Source organism: Micromonospora sp. RTBAU3-60 (assembly GCF_054963695.1).
In genome coordinates this window covers 96,626-111,678 of the sequence record NZ_JBUEGB010000005.1, presented here as the reverse complement: position 1 = coordinate 111,678, position 15,053 = coordinate 96,626, and the positions used below count along the sequence as shown (strand labels likewise).

Here is a 15,053-nt window from a genome sequence, read left to right as displayed (position 1 = left end):
CGATGCGACGACCGGTGGCGAACGGCACCGGCCTGGCGGCGGACACCGCCCGGCCGCGCCGACCCGTGCCCGAACTGCGGCGGGCTGCCGGCTCGGCGGGCCGCCCGCCGGCCGCGCCCGGCGTCCTCCGCCGGGCGGTCGCGGCCGTCCGGCGACGGCTCGCCCCGGACGGTACGGACCGGGGGGCGAACCCCGTCGAACTGGCCGTGGTGATGCCGGCCATCCTGGTGCTGCTCTTCGGATCGATCCAGGTCGCGGCCTGGTTCGTCGCCCGCTCCACCGCGCTGCACGCGGCGCAGAGCGGCGTCAACGCGCAGCGGGTCCTCGAGGCGCCAGCGGGAGCCGGCGAGGCCCGGGCCGCCCGCTTCCTGCGGACCGCCGGGGACTGGCTGGTCGGCTGGGACGAGACCGGCCCCACCTGCGTCACCGGCGCCACCGAGGTGACCTGCACGGTCACCGGCCGGTCCCTGTCGGTCGTCCCGGGAGTCAGCTTCCCGGTCCGGCAGACCGCGCACGGCACCGTCGAACGCTGGACGACGGGGTGAGGCCGATGCGCGAACGGGGTTCCGTCTCGATCGAGGTGGCGGTGCTCGCCCCCGCCTTCATCGGGCTGCTGGTGCTGGCCGGAGTGGCCGGGCGTACGGCGGTGGCGGACGAGGCGGTGGAGTCGGCCGCGCATGACGCCGCCCGGGCCGCCTCGATCGCCCGGGACGCTCGGTCCGGGCAGTCCGCGGCCGTCAACGCGGCCCGCCAGCAGCTCGACTGGCGGGGGCTGAACTGCGCCGGAGCCCCGGCGTTGCAGTTCAGCGGCTCGGTCCGGGGCCGGTCGACCACCTTCGCGGCGGCGTACCGGAGCGCACCCGGGGTGCCCGCCACCGTCACGGTCACGGTCACCTGCCGGGTCTCCTTCACCGACCTGCGCGCGCCGGGCGTGCCCGGGGTGCCGGGTGAGCATCGCGTCTCGGCGACCTTCACGTCTCCGCTGGACAGCTACCGGAGCCGGCGATGATCCCGCGGACCGGCCGGGAGAGCGGCCGGGTCAGCCTCTTCCTCGCCGCCGCGCTGGCCGGCGTCCTCGTGATCATCGGGCTGGCGTACGACACGGCCGGCCAGTTGCGGTCGTTGCAGCGCGCCGACGACCTCGCCGCCGAGGCGGCTCGCAGCGGCGGCCAGATGATCGACCGGGCCCGGGCGATCGACGGCGGCCCGAAGGAGATCGACGAGGCGGCCGCCCGGGACGCCGTCGCGGACTACCTGCGCGCCGCCGGCGGGGTCCGCGGGCACGACGTCGGCTTCCCGGTGGTCGACGGCGAGAAGCAGATCCAGGTACGCGTCCGCATCACCTACCGCCGGGATCTGCTCGCCCTCTTCGGCTTGGACGACTCCGTCACCGTCACCGGTGAGGCCACCGCGCGGGCGCTCACCGGGGCACCGTAAGGAAGGGAAGGCAGCAGCCATGGCCGCACCGCAACGCTCCGCCGTACGGCAGACCGGCCAGGTCCTCACCGGGCTGGGCGCCCTCGTCGTGCTCTGCGCGGTGCTGGCCGGCGGGCCGATCGCGCTCCTCGCCCTCGCCGGCAATCCTCTCCCCGACCACCTGCCCACCCTCGCCGCGGTGGGTACGGCGCTGACCAGCCGCGACGACGGGCAACTGTTCCTGCGGGCGCTCGCGGTGGTGGGCTGGTTCGGCTGGGCGACGTTCGCGTTCTCCGTACTGGTGGAGTTGCTGGCGGCGGCGGTGCGCCGGCCGGCGCCCCGGCTGCCCGGAATGCGCCGGCAGCAGCGGGCGGCGGCCGCGCTGGTCGGCTCGGTGGCGCTGATCCTGACGGCGAGCCCGGCCGCGGCGAGCGCCGCCGCCCTGGCCGCCCCGCAACCGGCCACCGCCGCGCCGGCCGTCGCCGCTCCGCAGCCGATCGTGGCCGGGCCGGCGGTCGCTGCTCCACCGCAGGCCGCGGCGCCGGTCGCCCAACTGGCCACGCCGCCGGAGCAGGCCGCCCGGGGGCTCGCCGCCCCGCCGGTGCGGGCGACGTCCGACGCAGGCGAGCCGGCCGTCTACCGGGTGGCGAAGGGCGACTACCTGGGCACGGTGGCCGAGCGGTACCTGGACGACTTCGACCGCTACCGCGAGGTGGCCCGGCTGAACCGGATCGCCGACCCAGACCGGATCCGCCCCGGCCAACTGCTGAAACTGCCGGAGGGGGCGGCGGACGAGGGAGCTCGCCGGCATGCCACCGGTCGGCTGGTCACCCCGGCCCCGCCGGTTCCCGGACCGCGCACGCCGGCCGCCGCTCCGGACGGACCGGCGGCGAAGCCCGACTCGTCAGCGACACCCGGATCATCAGCGACGCACGGCCCGTCGGCGACGCCCGGCTCGTCGGCGACCCCCCACAACGGACGGGGCCCGACGGCGGACACGGGCGGTGCCGGGGCGGCCGGCCAGGCGCCGAAAGCGAAGCCGTCCCCGGGGCGCACCGGGACGCCGGGGTCCACGGTGGCGGAACCGGTGGGCCAGCCGCCGGCGATGGCGGCGGGGGCTTCGCGGGTCACGGCCGACGACGGGATCAACCGGCCGCTGGCGATCTCGGCGGTGCTGGCGGTGGCGAGCATCGTCGGCGCGCAGATCGGGGCGGTGCTCGGCCTGCGCCGGCGACCGGTCCCCCGAGCGGCCGGCCGGGCACTCCTGCCCGGCCGCCACCGCAAAGACTGACCACCACCCACCACGCCGCGCCGCGCCGCGCCGGCATCTTGGCAGATTTCGGCCCCTCCAGGGGCCATTTCCTACCAAGATCTGGCCCGAACGGCGTGCCGCGGCCAACTCGGGTCAGGGCAGGCGGGCCTCGATGCGGCCGTTGACCACCCGGGCCGGCAGGGTGACCTGGTCGTTCGCGGACGGCCCGTGCACTACCTCGCCGCCGTTGAGCCGGAACGTGCTGCCGTGCCACGGGCACACGACGCAGTCGTGGCCGTCGATATCCTGCACCTGGCCCTGGCCGAGCGGGCCGCTCTGGTGCGGGCAGCGCTCCAGCATCACGGTGATGTCGTCCCCGTGCCGGTAGAGGATCACCGACACATCGTCGATCTCCCGCGTGACGAGCTGCCGCTGCGGCACGCTGGACAGGTCACCCAGCGGGTGCCAGCCTTCGCTCACCAGGTGCAGCTCGGAGATGCTCTGGCTGACCTGCGCCCCCTGCTTGTACGCCAGGTGCCCGCCCAGGTACGCCCCGCCGCTCGCCGCCGACAGCCCGAGGTACGCCAGCGCCTTGCCCATCCCGTACCGGCCGTTGCGCCGGGCGATCAGGGAGCCGGCGTAGCAGGCCAGCCCGATGGCGTTCGCGGTGGCGTGCACCAGGCCGATCCGGCGCTGGTCGCGGGAGAGAGCGGCCCAGTCGTTGAGCCCGGCGACGGCGGCCGGCACCGCGCTGGCCGTGCCGATCCCGATCAGGGTGGTCGCCGCACGGCGCTGCCCGGGCATCAGGTCCAGCACCGCGGCGCTGATCCAGGCGCCGACCGGCACCTGCACCATCGCCGGGTGCAGCGGGTGCCCCAGCCAGACACCGTGCAGGAAGTCCCGGATCCGCTGGCCACGCAGGGTGCCCTGGACGGCCCGCTGGAGCCGGTCGCCGATCCCGTCGAGTCGGGAGGCCTGTTCGAGGTTGTTCACTAGTCCGCGCACGTGGTCCGACTTCCCGGCAGGCGCGGCCCCAAACCGGGCGGGCCTGGCGAATCACCCCATCGGGTGCCTCCGGCCATGCCGACGCACACCAGCCGAGCGCGACCACGCGGAGGTCGTCGCTGACAGCGAGCGGCGGCTTCCGCTGGCGGCTCCGGCTGCTCCTTCGCCACTGTCTGGGCCCAGGCCGGGAAATCCCTCGCGTCCCGCGCCGTCGCCGAGCATCGTGACCGGAATGTACGCGCACGCCTCCCGTACCCCGTCGTCTCTGCCGCCGGCTCGGCTCCTCACGGCGCTGAGCCGCCCTGAGGCCGTACCCCCGCCGCTGCTGATGCTGCTCGGGATGGTCTCCACCCAGGTCGGCGCGGCGGTGGCCAAGCAGCTCTTCACCGCCACCAGCGCCGGGGGCACCACCACGTTGCGGCTCGGCCTCGGCGCGCTGGTCCTGCTCGCCGTCACCCGCCCGACGAGGTGGCCCGGCTGGCGGGCGGCCGGCCTGGTCGGGGCGTTCGGGGTGGCCATGGCCGCGATGAACCTCGCCTTCTACGCCGCCCTGCAGCGGGTGCCGCTCGGGGTGGCGGTCACGGTCGGGTTCGCCGGCCCGCTGCTGGTGTCGCTGCTCGGCAGCCGCCGGGTGGTCGACGTGCTCTGGGCGCTGCTGGCCGGGGCGGGCGTCCTGCTCTTGGCCGGGCTCGGCGGGATCGGGGTGGACCCGCTGGGCCTGCTGCTCTGCGCGCTGATCGCGGTCGGCTGGGCCGGGTACGTGCTGCTCGGCAAGGCGCTGAGCGGGCACCTGCCGGGCAGCCGGGGGCTGGCGCTGGGCATGGCGGTGGGCGCGCTCTGCGTACTCCCGTTCGGGGTGGCGTCCGGCGGCGCCGAGCTGCTCGATCCTCGCATCGTGGCGCTCGGGCTGGGGGTGGCGCTGCTGTCGTCGGTGCTGCCGTACTCGGCGGAGCTGGCCGCGCTGCGCCGGATGCCGGCGCGGGTCTTCGCGGTGCTGCTCAGCCTGGAACCGGCGGTGGCGGCGCTGGTGGGTGCGCTGCTGCTCGGCGAGCTGCTGGCCGGGCCACAACTGCTCGGCGTGGCCTGTGTGGTGGGTGCCGCCCTCGGTGCCACCCTGGCCCGGCGTAGCTGAGCCTTTATCAACTCCAGTTACGCGACATCGTGGTGTCGGAGTCACTCGGATACCGCGATGTCGGCGACCTGGAGTCGATCAACGTGCCCGCACCGATGCCTGGCGCGCCGGCCGCCGTCGAGGGCATGCTGACCCGATGGGGGTACGCGTCGAGCACGCCGGGTCGGTGACCACGGTGATCCTGGACCGGCCGGAGGCGCGCAACGCCGTCGACGGCCCGACCGCCCGGGCGCTGGCGGACGCGTTCCGCGCGTTCGAGGCTGACCCGGACGCGGCGGTCGCCGTGCTCTGGGGCGCCGGCGGCACGTTCTGCGCCGGCGCCGACCTGAAGGCCATCGGTACGCCCCGGGGCAACCGCGTCGAACCGGAGGGCGACGGCCCGATGGGCCCCACCCGGATGCGCCTGTCCAAGCCGGTGCTCGCCGCGATCTCCGGGTACGCCGTGGCCGGCGGGCTGGAGTTGGCGCTCTGGTGCGACCTGCGGATCGCCGAGTCGGACGCGGTGCTCGGGGTGTTCTGCCGGCGCTGGGGCGTACCGCTGATCGACGGCGGGACGGTCCGGCTGCCCCGGCTGATCGGGGAGAGCCGGGCCATGGACCTGATCCTCACCGGCCGCCCGGTTCCCGCCGAGGAGGCGTACGCGATGGGCCTGGTGAACCGGCTGGTCGCGCCGGGTGCGGCCCGCGCGGAGGCGGAGCGGCTGGCCGCCGAGATCGCCCGGCATCCGCAGACCTGCCTGCGCAACGACCGGGCGGCGCTGCTCGCCAACGGCGGCCTGCCCGAGCCGGAGGCGATGGCCACCGAGCTGGCCTTCGGCATGGAGTCGCTGATCACCGACGCGATGAAGGGCGCCGCCCGGTTCACGGCCGGCGCGGGCCGGCACGGTGCCGCCCCGGAGGACGACACCGTGCCTGGCCCGAGCGTCGATGCGGCGGAAGGGTCTACCTGACGACCTCGGCGGGGGCCGGCGGCTCCACCTTCACCGGCAGGCCGTAGTCGGAGAACGCCATGGTCACCTGGACGGTGGTCGGCGGACCGACCTTTCCGTTCTTCTTCCAGACGTAGGTGACTTCGTAGTCGAGCTTGGCGATCCGGTTGTCGGCGTCGAGCGTCACGTCGCCGACGACCTTCTCGCTCGCCAGCGGGGCGCCGGCATCGAAGCCGGTGGCCTTGCCGGTGGGCTCGACGGTGAAGTGGTAGGCCCGTTCGCCGGTCTTGGTGACCGTCGCCCCGGTCTTCTTCAGCACCTGGAGCAGCCCTTCCTGGTCCGAGGAGGCGCCCAGGGCGCCGCCCATCGCGACGTCGAAGGGGAGGAAGTTCCGCTTGCCCGGGTACCGCTTCCAGGGCATCTTCCGGCCGCCGTCGGCGCCGCCGAGGTAGTACACCCCGTCGACCAGCCGGTCCTCCTGGAAGCTCAGCCCATCGGGAAACGGGGTGCGCAGGTAGCCGCTGGCCGTTGCCGGGTCGAATGCGCCCGACGTGGTTTCCGACCACTTCGGATCGACCCGGGTGGTCCTGCGCACCGTGACCCGGTAGCTCGTGTTCTCGCTCGCGGCGACGGCGGCGGCCAGCTCCATCTGCGGAGACGCGACGGCTGGCGAGGATGCCTCGGCGACGACGGCCGGACGGTCCGGCGCCGGCCGGTGGACCAGCGTGGCCGCACCGACCGCGCCGAGCGCGAGCACCGCGAGGCTGCCGCTGACGAGGCTGCCGGTCCGGCGCCGGCGGGCCTGGCGCCCCCGCTCCAGCAGCACGCCGGTCGGTGCGGCCGAGTCCGGCTCGCCGTCGACGAGGGCGTGCAGCTGGCTGGCGAGTCGCTCATCGATGTTGGTCATGCGAGGTCACCTGCTTCCCGTGTAGGAGGGTTCGTGCAAGAGGTGGCGGAGCTTTTCCAGGGCGCGGGAGTGCTGGCTCTTGACCGTGCCGACGGAGCAGCCCAGCACCCGGGCCACCTCCCGCTCCGGCAGGTCCTCGTAGTGGCGCAGCACCACCACCGCGCGCTGCTTCGGTGGCAGCGCACGGAGCGCCCGACGCAGTGCGACGGCGTCGTGGTCGGGCGCGGTGTCCGGCGCGGCCCGGTCGGGCACCTCCGCGACGAGGTTCTCCCGGCGGCGCCGGCGCCAGAACGAGGTCTGGTTGTTCACCAGGGCACGGCGGAGGTAGGCGTGCAGGTCGTCGCTCCGGGACAATCTGCGCCACCGCTCGTACATCCGGACCAGGCTGTCCTGGAGCAGCTCCTCGGCCCGCCACCGGTCGCCGGCCAGCAGCATGGCCAGCCGGATGTGGCGCTGCCAGGCCTCTTCGACGAAGGCCGCGTACGAGGCGTCCGCCGTCGACAGTCGCTTGTTCTGGTCGGTCACGCCCCTACCACGCACCGGCCTCCGGAAAGGTTGTCCGGCCCGGATCGGGCGGTCACTTCAAATTGCGCAGCGCGTCCTCGATGGCGCGGTGGAAGGTCGGGTACGCGTAGATCATGTGCCGGAGGTGGCTGAGCGGGACCGCCGCGTGCACCGCCACCACCAGCGCGGACAGCACCTCGCCCCCGGCCGGGCCGACCGAGGTCGCGCCGACCAGCACGCCCTGGTCGGCGTCGGCGACCAGCTTGATGAAGCCCTCGTTGCCGGCCTTGTGGATCCAGCCCCGGGCCGAGGCGGTCAGGTCGGCGTACCCGATCTGGACGTTGATGCCGCGCTCGCGGGCCTGCCGCTCGGTGAGGCCGACCGCGCCTACCTCGGGGTCGGTGAAGGTGACCCGGGGCAGCGCACGGTAGTCGGCGCTGCCGGGTGCGGCGGTCGACCCGCCGGCGCTCGTCGCCCCGCCGACCGCGCTGGCCACCCCGGCCGCGCCGCCGACCACGCTGGCGGTGCCGCTGGCGTCCGGGCCGCCCTTGGTACGCCGCATGTGGTCGAGCACGTCGGCCACCACGATGCCCGCCTGGTACATGGCGATGTGGGTGAACGCGCCCTCGCCGGTGAGGTCGCCGACCGCCCAGATGCCCTCGGTGACGTGCATCCGCTCGTTCACCGGCAGGTAGCGCTGCGTGGCGTCCACGCCGACGGTGTCCAGGCCCAACTCCTCCAGGTGCGCCTTACGGCCGGTCACCACCAGCAGCTTCTCGCCGGTGAACCCGGTGCCGTCCGCGTGCACGGTGAAGGTGGTGCCGTCGTGGCTGACCCGCCCGGCCCGCACCCCGGTCTCGATGCGTACGCCGTCGGCGCGCAGCGCCCCGGCGGCCACGTCGGACGCCTCCGGCTCCTCGATGGCGAGCACCCGGTCGGCCGCTTCGATCACGGTCACCTGGACGCCGAACCGCGCGAAGACCTGGGCCAGCTCCAGCCCGATGGCGCCTCCGCCCAGCACCAGCAGCGACTCCGGCAGCTCCTCGACCTCGATGGCCTGGTGGTTCGTCCAGTACGGGGTGTCGGCCAGGCCGTCGATCGGCGGGATCGAGGGGCGGGTGCCGGTGCCCAGCACGATGCCGTACCGGGCGTGAAAGACCTGCTCGCCGACGCGTACCCGGCCAGGGCCGTCGAGCCGGCCGCTGCCCCGGACGAACCGGCCGCCCTTGCCGGTGAACCGCTCGACGGCCACCTTGTCGTCCCAGGTGTCGGTGGCCTCCTCGCGGATCCGCTTCGCCACCGGCGCCCAGTCGGGTCGGACCTGCGCCGAACCGGCCAGCTCGTTGACCCGGTGCGCCTCGGCCAGCGCGTTCGCCGCGCGGATCATCATCTTGCTCGGGATGCAGCCCCAGTACGGGCACTCGCCGCCGACCAGGTTCCGCTCGATCCCGACGACGGTGAGGCCGGCCTCGGCGAGCCGCCCGGCCACCTCCTCGCCGCCGACCCCGAGCCCGACCACGACCACGTCCACCAGTTCCGGCTCCGCCATCCCGCCAGCATCCCGTACGGGCGGGCCGGCGGCCACCACAGCGGGCGGAATTGGCGCGGCCGTTCCGACGTGGACGGCCTACCGTGACCGGATGCATGCGCGCTTCGCCCCCGTCCGGGACTGCTTCCACGACCTGTTCGCCAGCGGACGGGAGACCGGCGCCGGCCTGAGCATCTGGTGCGACGGGCAACCGGTGGTCGACCTGACGGGCGGGCACCGCGCGGGTGTCCTGGCTGGCCCGGCCGCCGCCGATCGCACCGCCGCCGGTGACCCGTGGCGGCCGGACACGCTGGTCAACGTCTACTCGGTCGGCAAGCCGGTGGCCGCGCTCTGCCTGCTCATGCTGGTCGACCGGGGCCGGGTCGAGCTGGACCGGCCGGTGTCCGCGTACTGGCCGGAGTTCCGCGCCCCGGCGAGCGTGCGGCAGGTGCTCAGCCACACCGCCGGGCTGCCGGCCTTTCCGGTGCCGCGGCCCGCCGGGGCGGTCGCCGACTGGGCGCTGCTCTGCGCCGACCTCGCCGCGGCCGAGCCCGAATGGGTGCCGGGCAGCGTCGCGGGCGAGCACGCCTGGACGTACGGGCACCTGGTGGGCGAGCTGGTCCGCCGGGTGGACGGGCGGCCGGTGGGGCGGTTCCTGGCCGAGGAGATCGCCGGACCGTGGCGCCTCGACCTGGGCTTCGGCCTGAGCCCGGCCGACCAGCGGCGCTGCGCCGACCTGTCGTACGCCGATCCGGGCTGGCCCACCCGGACGCTGGGCGAGCCGGGGTCGCTGCGGGCCAGAGCGCTCGGCAACCCGGAAGGCGGCCTGGACCTGGCGGTGGTGAACCACTCACTGTGGCGATCCGCCGAGGTCCCGGCGGTGAACCTGCACGCCACCGCGGCCAGCCTGGCGCGGCTCTACGCGGGCCTGCTCGCCGGCGGCACCCTCGACGGGGTGCGCCTGTTCAGCCCGGAGCTGGTCGCCGAGGCCACCCGGGTGCAGTACGACGGGCCGGACCTGGTGCTGGACCGGCGGGCGTACTGGACCTTGGGCATGCAGTGGGAGCCGGACGGGAGCTGGGGCATGGGCGGCATCGGCGGGAGCAGCGCCTGGGCGGACCCGGAGCGCGGCTACACATTCGCGTACGCGACGTCCCGCCTCGGCGAGCACGACCGGGTGGACGAGCTGGTCGAGGCGCTGCACTCCTGCCTGTGATTCATGCCACCAGTACGGGCTGGAGTGCCGGACCGGGGACCGCCACCGGCGTGCCGGGCGGGGTGAGCAGCGCCCGCGCGGCCACCGCCAGCCGCCGCTGCACGGGTACCCGGGCCCGCCGGGCGAAGACGTCGTAGTCCTGCGCGGCCACCTCGTCGAGGATCCCGCCGTAGAGCTCGTACGCGGTGCGCATGCAGGCCTGCGAGGCGGCGGTCAGCAGCGGGATGCCCGGCGCGGCGGCCGCGTAGTGGGCCTGGGCCCGGGTCACCTCGTACCGGATCAGCTCGCGGAGCTGCGGCGTGCCGTGGCCGACCGCCCGGGCGGCGAGCAGGTCGTCGCGGGTGACGTCGAACATGGCCAGGTGCTCGTCCGGCAGGTAGGTCCGGCCCCGGTCCAGGTCCTCCGCGACGTCCCGGATGAAGTTGGTGAGCTGGAACGCCAGCCCGAGCTGGCGGGCCGGTTCCCGGGCGGCGGCCGGGTCGGAGCTGCCCAGGATCGGCAGCATCATGGTGCCGATGACGGCGGCCGAGCCGTCCATGTAGCCGAGCAGGTCGTCGTAGGTCCGGTACGACGTGACCGTCAGGTCCATCGCCATGCTGCGCAGGAACGCGGCGAAGTCGGCGGGCGCCAGGTCGAAGACGGCGATGGTGTGCAGCACCGCGGGGAGCAGCGGGTCGTCGACCGGCTCCCCGCGCAGACCGGCGAGGAAGCGGTCGGACCAGTCCGCCAGCTGGGCGGCGCGCTCGGCCGGCGGCAGGTCCCCGGTCGAGTCGACGATCTCGTCGGCGTACCGGGTGAATCCGTAGAGGGCGTGCACGTGCCGCCGTTTCCATGCGGGCAGCAGGCGGGTGGCGAGATAGTAGGTCCGACCGTGGCGTCGGTGCAGCCCACGACAACGCTCGTAGGCGGCAGCGAGATCGGCGTCCACCGGCCCTCCTCATATCGACGCATCAATCGACGCAACTCGTAGCCTAGGGTACGCTCGCCGACATGGCCAACGACGCGGTGGCGGCTGACGGGCTCCTGGTGGTGCCGACACAGCCGGCGGCGACGGACGATCCGGTGAGGGAGGTGGTCACGTGCGGACCGTGACCGGACGGACCGACCGGGTGGTGGTCGTCGGCGCCGGCCTGGGCGGGCTGGCCTGCGCGCTGCACCTGGCCGGAGACGGCCGGCAGGTGACCGTCCTGGAACGCGAGGCGGTGCCGGGCGGGCGGGCCGGCCGGCTCAGCGTCGACGGGTACGAGTTCGACACCGGCCCGACCGTGCTCACCATGCCGGACCTGATCGCCGAGGCGCTCGGCGCGGTCGGCGAGGAGCTGACCGACTGGCTCGATCTCACCCCGCTGGACCCGGCCTACCGGGCGTACTACCCGGACGGGTCGACCCTCGACGTGATCAGCGACAGCACCCGGATGGCCACCGAGATCGCCCGGGTCTGCGGCCCCCATGAGGCGGACGGCTACCTGCGGTTCGTCGACTACGCCCGGAACCTGTGGCGGTGGGAGCGGGCCGACTTCATCGAACGCAACCTGGACGCGCCGACCGACCTGCTCACCGCCAACCTGGTGAAGCTGCTGGCCAACGGGGCGTTCCGGCGGCTCCAGACGAAGATCAACCAGTTCTTCCGCGACCCGCGTACCCAGCGGATCTTCTCCTTCCAGGCGATGTACGCGGGCCTCGCGCCGCACGACGCGCTCGCCATCTACGCGGTCATCGCGTACCTCGACTCGGTGGCCGGGGTGTGCTTCCCGCGCGGCGGCGTCCACGCGGTCTCCCGGGCGATGGCCGGCGCGGCGGAGAAGCACGGCGTGCAGATCCGGTACGCGACCACGGTGACCCGGGTGGCGACCGCCAACGGCCGGGCCACCGGGGTGGTGACCGCCGACGGCGAGTTCGTCCCCGCGGACGTCGTGGTGCTCAACCCCGACTTGCCGGTGGCCTACCGGGACCTGCTGCCCGCCGGCCGGCAGCGCCGGCTCACCTACTCGCCCTCCTGCGTCGTGCTGCACGTCGGGTCGCGGCAGGGCTATGCGAAGATCGCCCACCACAACATCCACTTCGGACGGTCCTGGAAGGGCACGTTCGACGAGGTGATCCGGCGAGGTGAGCTGATGACGGACCCCTCGCTGCTGGTGACGAACCCGAGCCGGACCGACCCGGCGGTGGCCCCGGCCGGTCGGCACACCTACTACGTGCTCGCCCCGGTGCCGAACCTCGATCGGGCGCCCCTCGACTGGCGCGGCGACCTGACCCGCCGCTACGCCGACCAGCTCGTCGAGACCCTGGAGCAACGGGGCTACGTCGGCTTCGGTGACGGGATCGAGGTGCTGCAGACCGTCACCCCGGCCGACTGGGCGGAGCAGGGCATGGCCGCCGGCACCCCGTTCGCCGCCGCGCACAGCCTCTTCCAGACCGGCCCGTTCCGCCCGGCCAACCTGCACCGGACGCTCGGCAACGTGGTCTTCGTCGGCTCCGGCACGCAGCCCGGGGTGGGCGTGCCCATGGTCCTGATCAGCGGCAAGCTCGCCGCCGCGCGCATCACCGGAGCCGGTCGGTGAGCGCGGCCCCGAACGAAAGGCCGTCCCGTGACGTCCCGTGAAGAACACCTGGTCGAGCTGGTCGACGACGCCGGGCACGTGCTCGGCGAGGCCACCGTGGCCGCCGCCCACGAGGCGCCCGGACGGCTGCACCGGGCGTTCTCGGTGCTGCTCGTCGACCCCGACGGGCGGATCCTGCTCCAGCAGCGGGCGGCCGTGAAGACGCGATTCCCGCTGCGCTGGGCCAACTCCTGCTGCGGTCATCCGCTGCCCGGCCAGTCGCTGGCCGAGGCCGCCAACCGGCGGCTGGCCGAGGAGCTCGGCGTCGGCCCCGTCGACCTCACCGAAGTCGGGGTGTACGTCTACTACGCCGAGGACCCGGCCACCGGCCGCGTCGAGTTCGAGTACGACCACGTGCTGCGCGCCGACGTGCCGGCCGACCTGCCCACCCGCCCCGATCCGGACGAGGTGGCCAGCCTGCGCTGGGTCGACCCGGGCGAGCTGACGGCCGACCTCGACGTCGACCCCCGCGCGTATTCGCCGTGGCTGGGCGGAGTGGTGAGCCGGCTGCTGCGACCGGCGCCGACCGCCGCCGACCCGGCCGGCATGGCGCCGTCCGGTGGGCCGGCCGAGCAGGCACCGGAGCGGCCGGGTGGCCGATGAGGCGCTGAGCGCGGGGGCGGCCGCCCGCCGCCTGGGGGTGGCGGTCACCACCCTGCGCACCTGGCACCAGCGCTACGGTCTCGGTCCCAGCGAGCACGTGCCGGGACACCACCGGCGCTACACGCCGGCCGACCTCGCCCGCCTGGAGATCATGCGACGGCTGACCGTCGACGGGGTGGCCCCGGCCGAGGCGGCCCGCTGGGCCCGGCAGGCACCCGGCAGCGTCCCGCCCGAGCCCGGCGCGCGGCTCCGGCGGCAACCCCAGCGCGGCGCGGCCACCGTCGCGCAGCGAGGCGCGACCGTCGCTCCCCGGGCCGCCCGGGACGGCGGCGGGGCGGCCATCCCGGTCGGCCGGGCCGGGCCGGTCGCCCGCGGGCTGGCCCGCGCCGCCATGCGGCTGGACTCGGTCGCGATCGGCGAGACGATCGCGCAGGCCATCGCCACCGACGGCGTCGTGGCGACCTGGGACGGGCTGCTCCGGCCGGTGCTCGCCGGGATCGGCGAACGGCACGCCGCCACCGCCGCGCTGATCGAGGTGGAGCACCTGGCGTCCCGGTGCGTCTCCGAGGCGCTCGCCGCGGCGGCTCGATCGCACCCGACCGCCGGCCCGGCCCGGATCCTGCTCTCCTGCGCCGACGAGGAACAGCACACCCTGCCGCTGGAGGCCCTGGGCGCCGCCCTGGCCGAGACGGGGGTGGGCTACCGGATGCTCGGCGCCCGGGTGCCCGTGGCGGCCCTGCTCGAGGCGGTAAACCGGACCGGGCCGGCCGCCGTGGTGCTCTGGTCGCACACCCCGGCCACCGCCGATCCGGACCAGCTCACCGCGCTGCTCGCCGCCCCCCGCCGGCCGCTGCTGCTGCTCGCCGCCGGGCCGGGGTGGCAGGCCGACACGCTGCCGGCCGGCGTGGTGCGGCCAGCGGACCTGACCGAGGCGGTCTCGCTGGCGGTGGCCGTACGGGACTCGCTGGATCCGTCGACCATCGGCTGACGACCCCTGTCCGATCGGCCCGGCGTCCACTACCGTCGTTGGGTCCGCGTACCCCGACCCCCTCTTCGGGAGCGACGATGCGTCCACGCGCCGCACTGGTGCTCGCCCTCAGCCTGGTCCTGCTGGCGGCCGGCTGTGGCAGTGCCGACAAGCCCCCCGCCCAGGCCGGCGGCCGGCCGACGGCGTCGGCCACCCCGGCGCCGCCGGAGCCGCCGAAGCCGACCCCCACGCCGCGGCCCACCCGGACCGCCCCGCCGAAGCCGAAGCTGCGTCCGCTGCCCAAGACCCTGCCCGCCGGGCTGCAGCGCAGGAGCGGCACCCGGGCGGTCGCGCTGACCTTCGACGACGGGCCGGACCCCCGGTGGACGCCACAGATCCTGGACCAGTTGCGGGCGGCCCACATCACGGCGACCTTCTGCCTGATCGGCACACAGGCCCGGCGCTACCCGGAGCTGGTGGCACGGATCGCCCGGGAGGGCCACCAGCTCTGCAACCACAGCTGGCGGCACGACCTGAACCTCGGCCGGCGGACCGTCGCGCAGATCCGGGCGGATCTGGCACGCACCAACCAGGCCATCCGGGCCGCCGTACCGGACGCCGAGATCAAGTGGTTCCGCCAGCCCGGCGGCCGGTGGACGGCGGAGGAGGTGACCGTCGCGCGCCAGCTCGGCATGCACGCCCTGCACTGGACCGTCGACCCGCAGGACTGGGACCACCCACCCGCGAAGACGATCACCAAGCGGGTGGAGGCGGCGGCGCGCCCCGGCTCGATCGTGCTGATGCACGACGGAGGCGGTGATCGGCGGCAGACCATGGCGGCCTGCCGGCACCTGATTCCCGACCTCAAGCGCCGGTACGGTATCTCCCCACCTCGCTGACCTGCGCTTTCACCCGCCGTTGTGCCGGGGGGCATACCGGTTTGGTCGACCGACGGGGCATGGCATATGCTTCTCATGCCTCCGGCGGGGCCGGAT

Annotated in this window: 17 protein-coding genes; 12 read left to right on the top strand and 5 right to left on the bottom strand. The window is 74.9% G+C overall.

Annotation, left to right across the window (positions count from 1 at the left end):
* Window positions 1-2 precede the first annotated feature (2 nt).
* The 4 genes from ACY34I_RS07140 to ACY34I_RS07125 are packed head-to-tail and all read left to right on the top strand — an operon-like array spanning window position 3 to window position 2,707.
* The gene (locus ACY34I_RS07140) at window positions 3-545 is read left to right on the top strand and encodes a TadE/TadG family type IV pilus assembly protein (RefSeq protein ID WP_462753631.1); all 543 of its coding nucleotides are present in this window, start codon (window positions 3-5) and stop codon (window positions 543-545) included.
* Between the two features lie 5 nt (window positions 546-550).
* Window positions 551-1,009 carry a TadE/TadG family type IV pilus assembly protein gene (locus ACY34I_RS07135; protein WP_462753629.1) on the top strand — a complete coding sequence of 153 codons (459 nt, stop codon included), beginning with the start codon at window positions 551-553 and terminating at the stop codon, window positions 1,007-1,009.
* Window positions 1,006-1,437 carry a hypothetical protein gene (locus tag ACY34I_RS07130; RefSeq protein WP_462753627.1) on the top strand — a complete coding sequence of 144 codons (432 nt, stop codon included), beginning with the start codon at window positions 1,006-1,008 and terminating at the stop codon, window positions 1,435-1,437. The genes ACY34I_RS07135 and ACY34I_RS07130 overlap by 4 nt, the downstream gene beginning before the upstream one ends.
* Before the next feature lie 19 nt (window positions 1,438-1,456).
* On the top strand, window positions 1,457-2,707 hold the full coding sequence (locus tag ACY34I_RS07125) for a LysM peptidoglycan-binding domain-containing protein (protein WP_462753625.1): 1,251 nt from the start codon (window positions 1,457-1,459) through the stop codon (window positions 2,705-2,707).
* Window positions 2,708-2,821: 114 nt separating this feature from the next.
* Here the strand turns inward: ACY34I_RS07125 and ACY34I_RS07120 are convergent, their stop codons facing one another.
* Window positions 2,822-3,673 (bottom strand): Rieske (2Fe-2S) protein, encoded by an 852-nt coding sequence (locus ACY34I_RS07120; protein ID WP_462753623.1) that lies wholly within the window; start codon window positions 3,671-3,673, stop codon window positions 2,822-2,824.
* A 232-nt stretch (window positions 3,674-3,905) separates the two neighbouring features.
* On the opposite strand from ACY34I_RS07120, the gene ACY34I_RS07115 reads away from it, so the two are divergent.
* From ACY34I_RS07115 to ACY34I_RS07105, 3 genes are read left to right on the top strand one after another with little or no spacing between them, the layout of a single operon-like run.
* On the top strand, window positions 3,906-4,805 hold the full coding sequence (locus ACY34I_RS07115; protein ID WP_462753621.1) for an EamA family transporter: 900 nt from the start codon (window positions 3,906-3,908) through the stop codon (window positions 4,803-4,805).
* A gap of 32 nt (window positions 4,806-4,837) precedes the next feature.
* Window positions 4,838-4,975: a hypothetical protein gene (locus ACY34I_RS07110; protein WP_462753619.1), complete on the top strand. Its 138-nt coding sequence runs from the start codon at window positions 4,838-4,840 to the stop codon at window positions 4,973-4,975.
* Window positions 4,942-5,754 (top strand): crotonase/enoyl-CoA hydratase family protein, encoded by an 813-nt coding sequence (locus ACY34I_RS07105; protein WP_462753617.1) that lies wholly within the window; start codon window positions 4,942-4,944, stop codon window positions 5,752-5,754. The genes ACY34I_RS07110 and ACY34I_RS07105 overlap by 34 nt, the downstream gene beginning before the upstream one ends.
* On the opposite strand, the gene ACY34I_RS07100 is transcribed toward ACY34I_RS07105, so the two are convergent.
* From ACY34I_RS07100 to ACY34I_RS07090, 3 genes are read right to left on the bottom strand one after another with little or no spacing between them, the layout of a single operon-like run.
* Window positions 5,747-6,640, bottom strand: coding sequence for a hypothetical protein (locus ACY34I_RS07100; RefSeq protein ID WP_462753615.1), 894 nt, complete (start codon window positions 6,638-6,640; stop codon window positions 5,747-5,749). The genes ACY34I_RS07105 and ACY34I_RS07100 overlap by 8 nt on opposite strands.
* 6 nt (window positions 6,641-6,646) lie before the next feature.
* Window positions 6,647-7,165 (bottom strand): SigE family RNA polymerase sigma factor, encoded by a 519-nt coding sequence (locus ACY34I_RS07095; RefSeq protein WP_462753613.1) that lies wholly within the window; start codon window positions 7,163-7,165, stop codon window positions 6,647-6,649.
* A 52-nt stretch (window positions 7,166-7,217) separates the two neighbouring features.
* Window positions 7,218-8,693, bottom strand: coding sequence for a dihydrolipoyl dehydrogenase family protein (locus ACY34I_RS07090; protein ID WP_148793969.1), 1,476 nt, complete (start codon window positions 8,691-8,693; stop codon window positions 7,218-7,220).
* 91 nt (window positions 8,694-8,784) lie between these two features.
* Between ACY34I_RS07090 and ACY34I_RS07085 the strand changes: the two genes are divergently transcribed.
* Window positions 8,785-9,888: a serine hydrolase domain-containing protein gene (locus ACY34I_RS07085; protein ID WP_462753611.1), complete on the top strand. Its 1,104-nt coding sequence runs from the start codon at window positions 8,785-8,787 to the stop codon at window positions 9,886-9,888.
* Between the two features lies 1 nt (window position 9,889).
* Here the strand turns inward: ACY34I_RS07085 and ACY34I_RS07080 are convergent, their stop codons facing one another.
* Complete coding sequence (locus tag ACY34I_RS07080; protein WP_462753609.1) at window positions 9,890-10,816, bottom strand: phytoene/squalene synthase family protein; 927 nt, start codon at window positions 10,814-10,816, stop codon at window positions 9,890-9,892.
* A gap of 151 nt (window positions 10,817-10,967) precedes the next feature.
* On the opposite strand from ACY34I_RS07080, the gene crtI reads away from it, so the two are divergent.
* The 4 genes from crtI to ACY34I_RS07060 all read left to right on the top strand — a co-directional run bounded on the left by crtI (window position 10,968) and on the right by ACY34I_RS07060 (window position 14,957).
* Window positions 10,968-12,449, top strand: a complete 1,482-nt coding sequence (crtI, locus tag ACY34I_RS07075; RefSeq protein WP_462753607.1) for a phytoene desaturase family protein — start codon at window positions 10,968-10,970, stop codon at window positions 12,447-12,449.
* Between the two features lie 27 nt (window positions 12,450-12,476).
* Window positions 12,477-13,091: an isopentenyl-diphosphate Delta-isomerase gene (gene idi, locus ACY34I_RS07070; RefSeq protein ID WP_462753605.1), complete on the top strand. Its 615-nt coding sequence runs from the start codon at window positions 12,477-12,479 to the stop codon at window positions 13,089-13,091.
* On the top strand, window positions 13,081-14,079 hold the full coding sequence (locus ACY34I_RS07065) for a MerR family transcriptional regulator (protein ID WP_462753603.1): 999 nt from the start codon (window positions 13,081-13,083) through the stop codon (window positions 14,077-14,079). Before idi ends, ACY34I_RS07065 begins: the two co-directional genes overlap by 11 nt.
* A gap of 77 nt (window positions 14,080-14,156) precedes the next feature.
* Window positions 14,157-14,957 carry a polysaccharide deacetylase family protein gene (locus ACY34I_RS07060; protein ID WP_462753601.1) on the top strand — a complete coding sequence of 267 codons (801 nt, stop codon included), beginning with the start codon at window positions 14,157-14,159 and terminating at the stop codon, window positions 14,955-14,957.
* Window positions 14,958-15,053 lie beyond the last annotated feature (96 nt).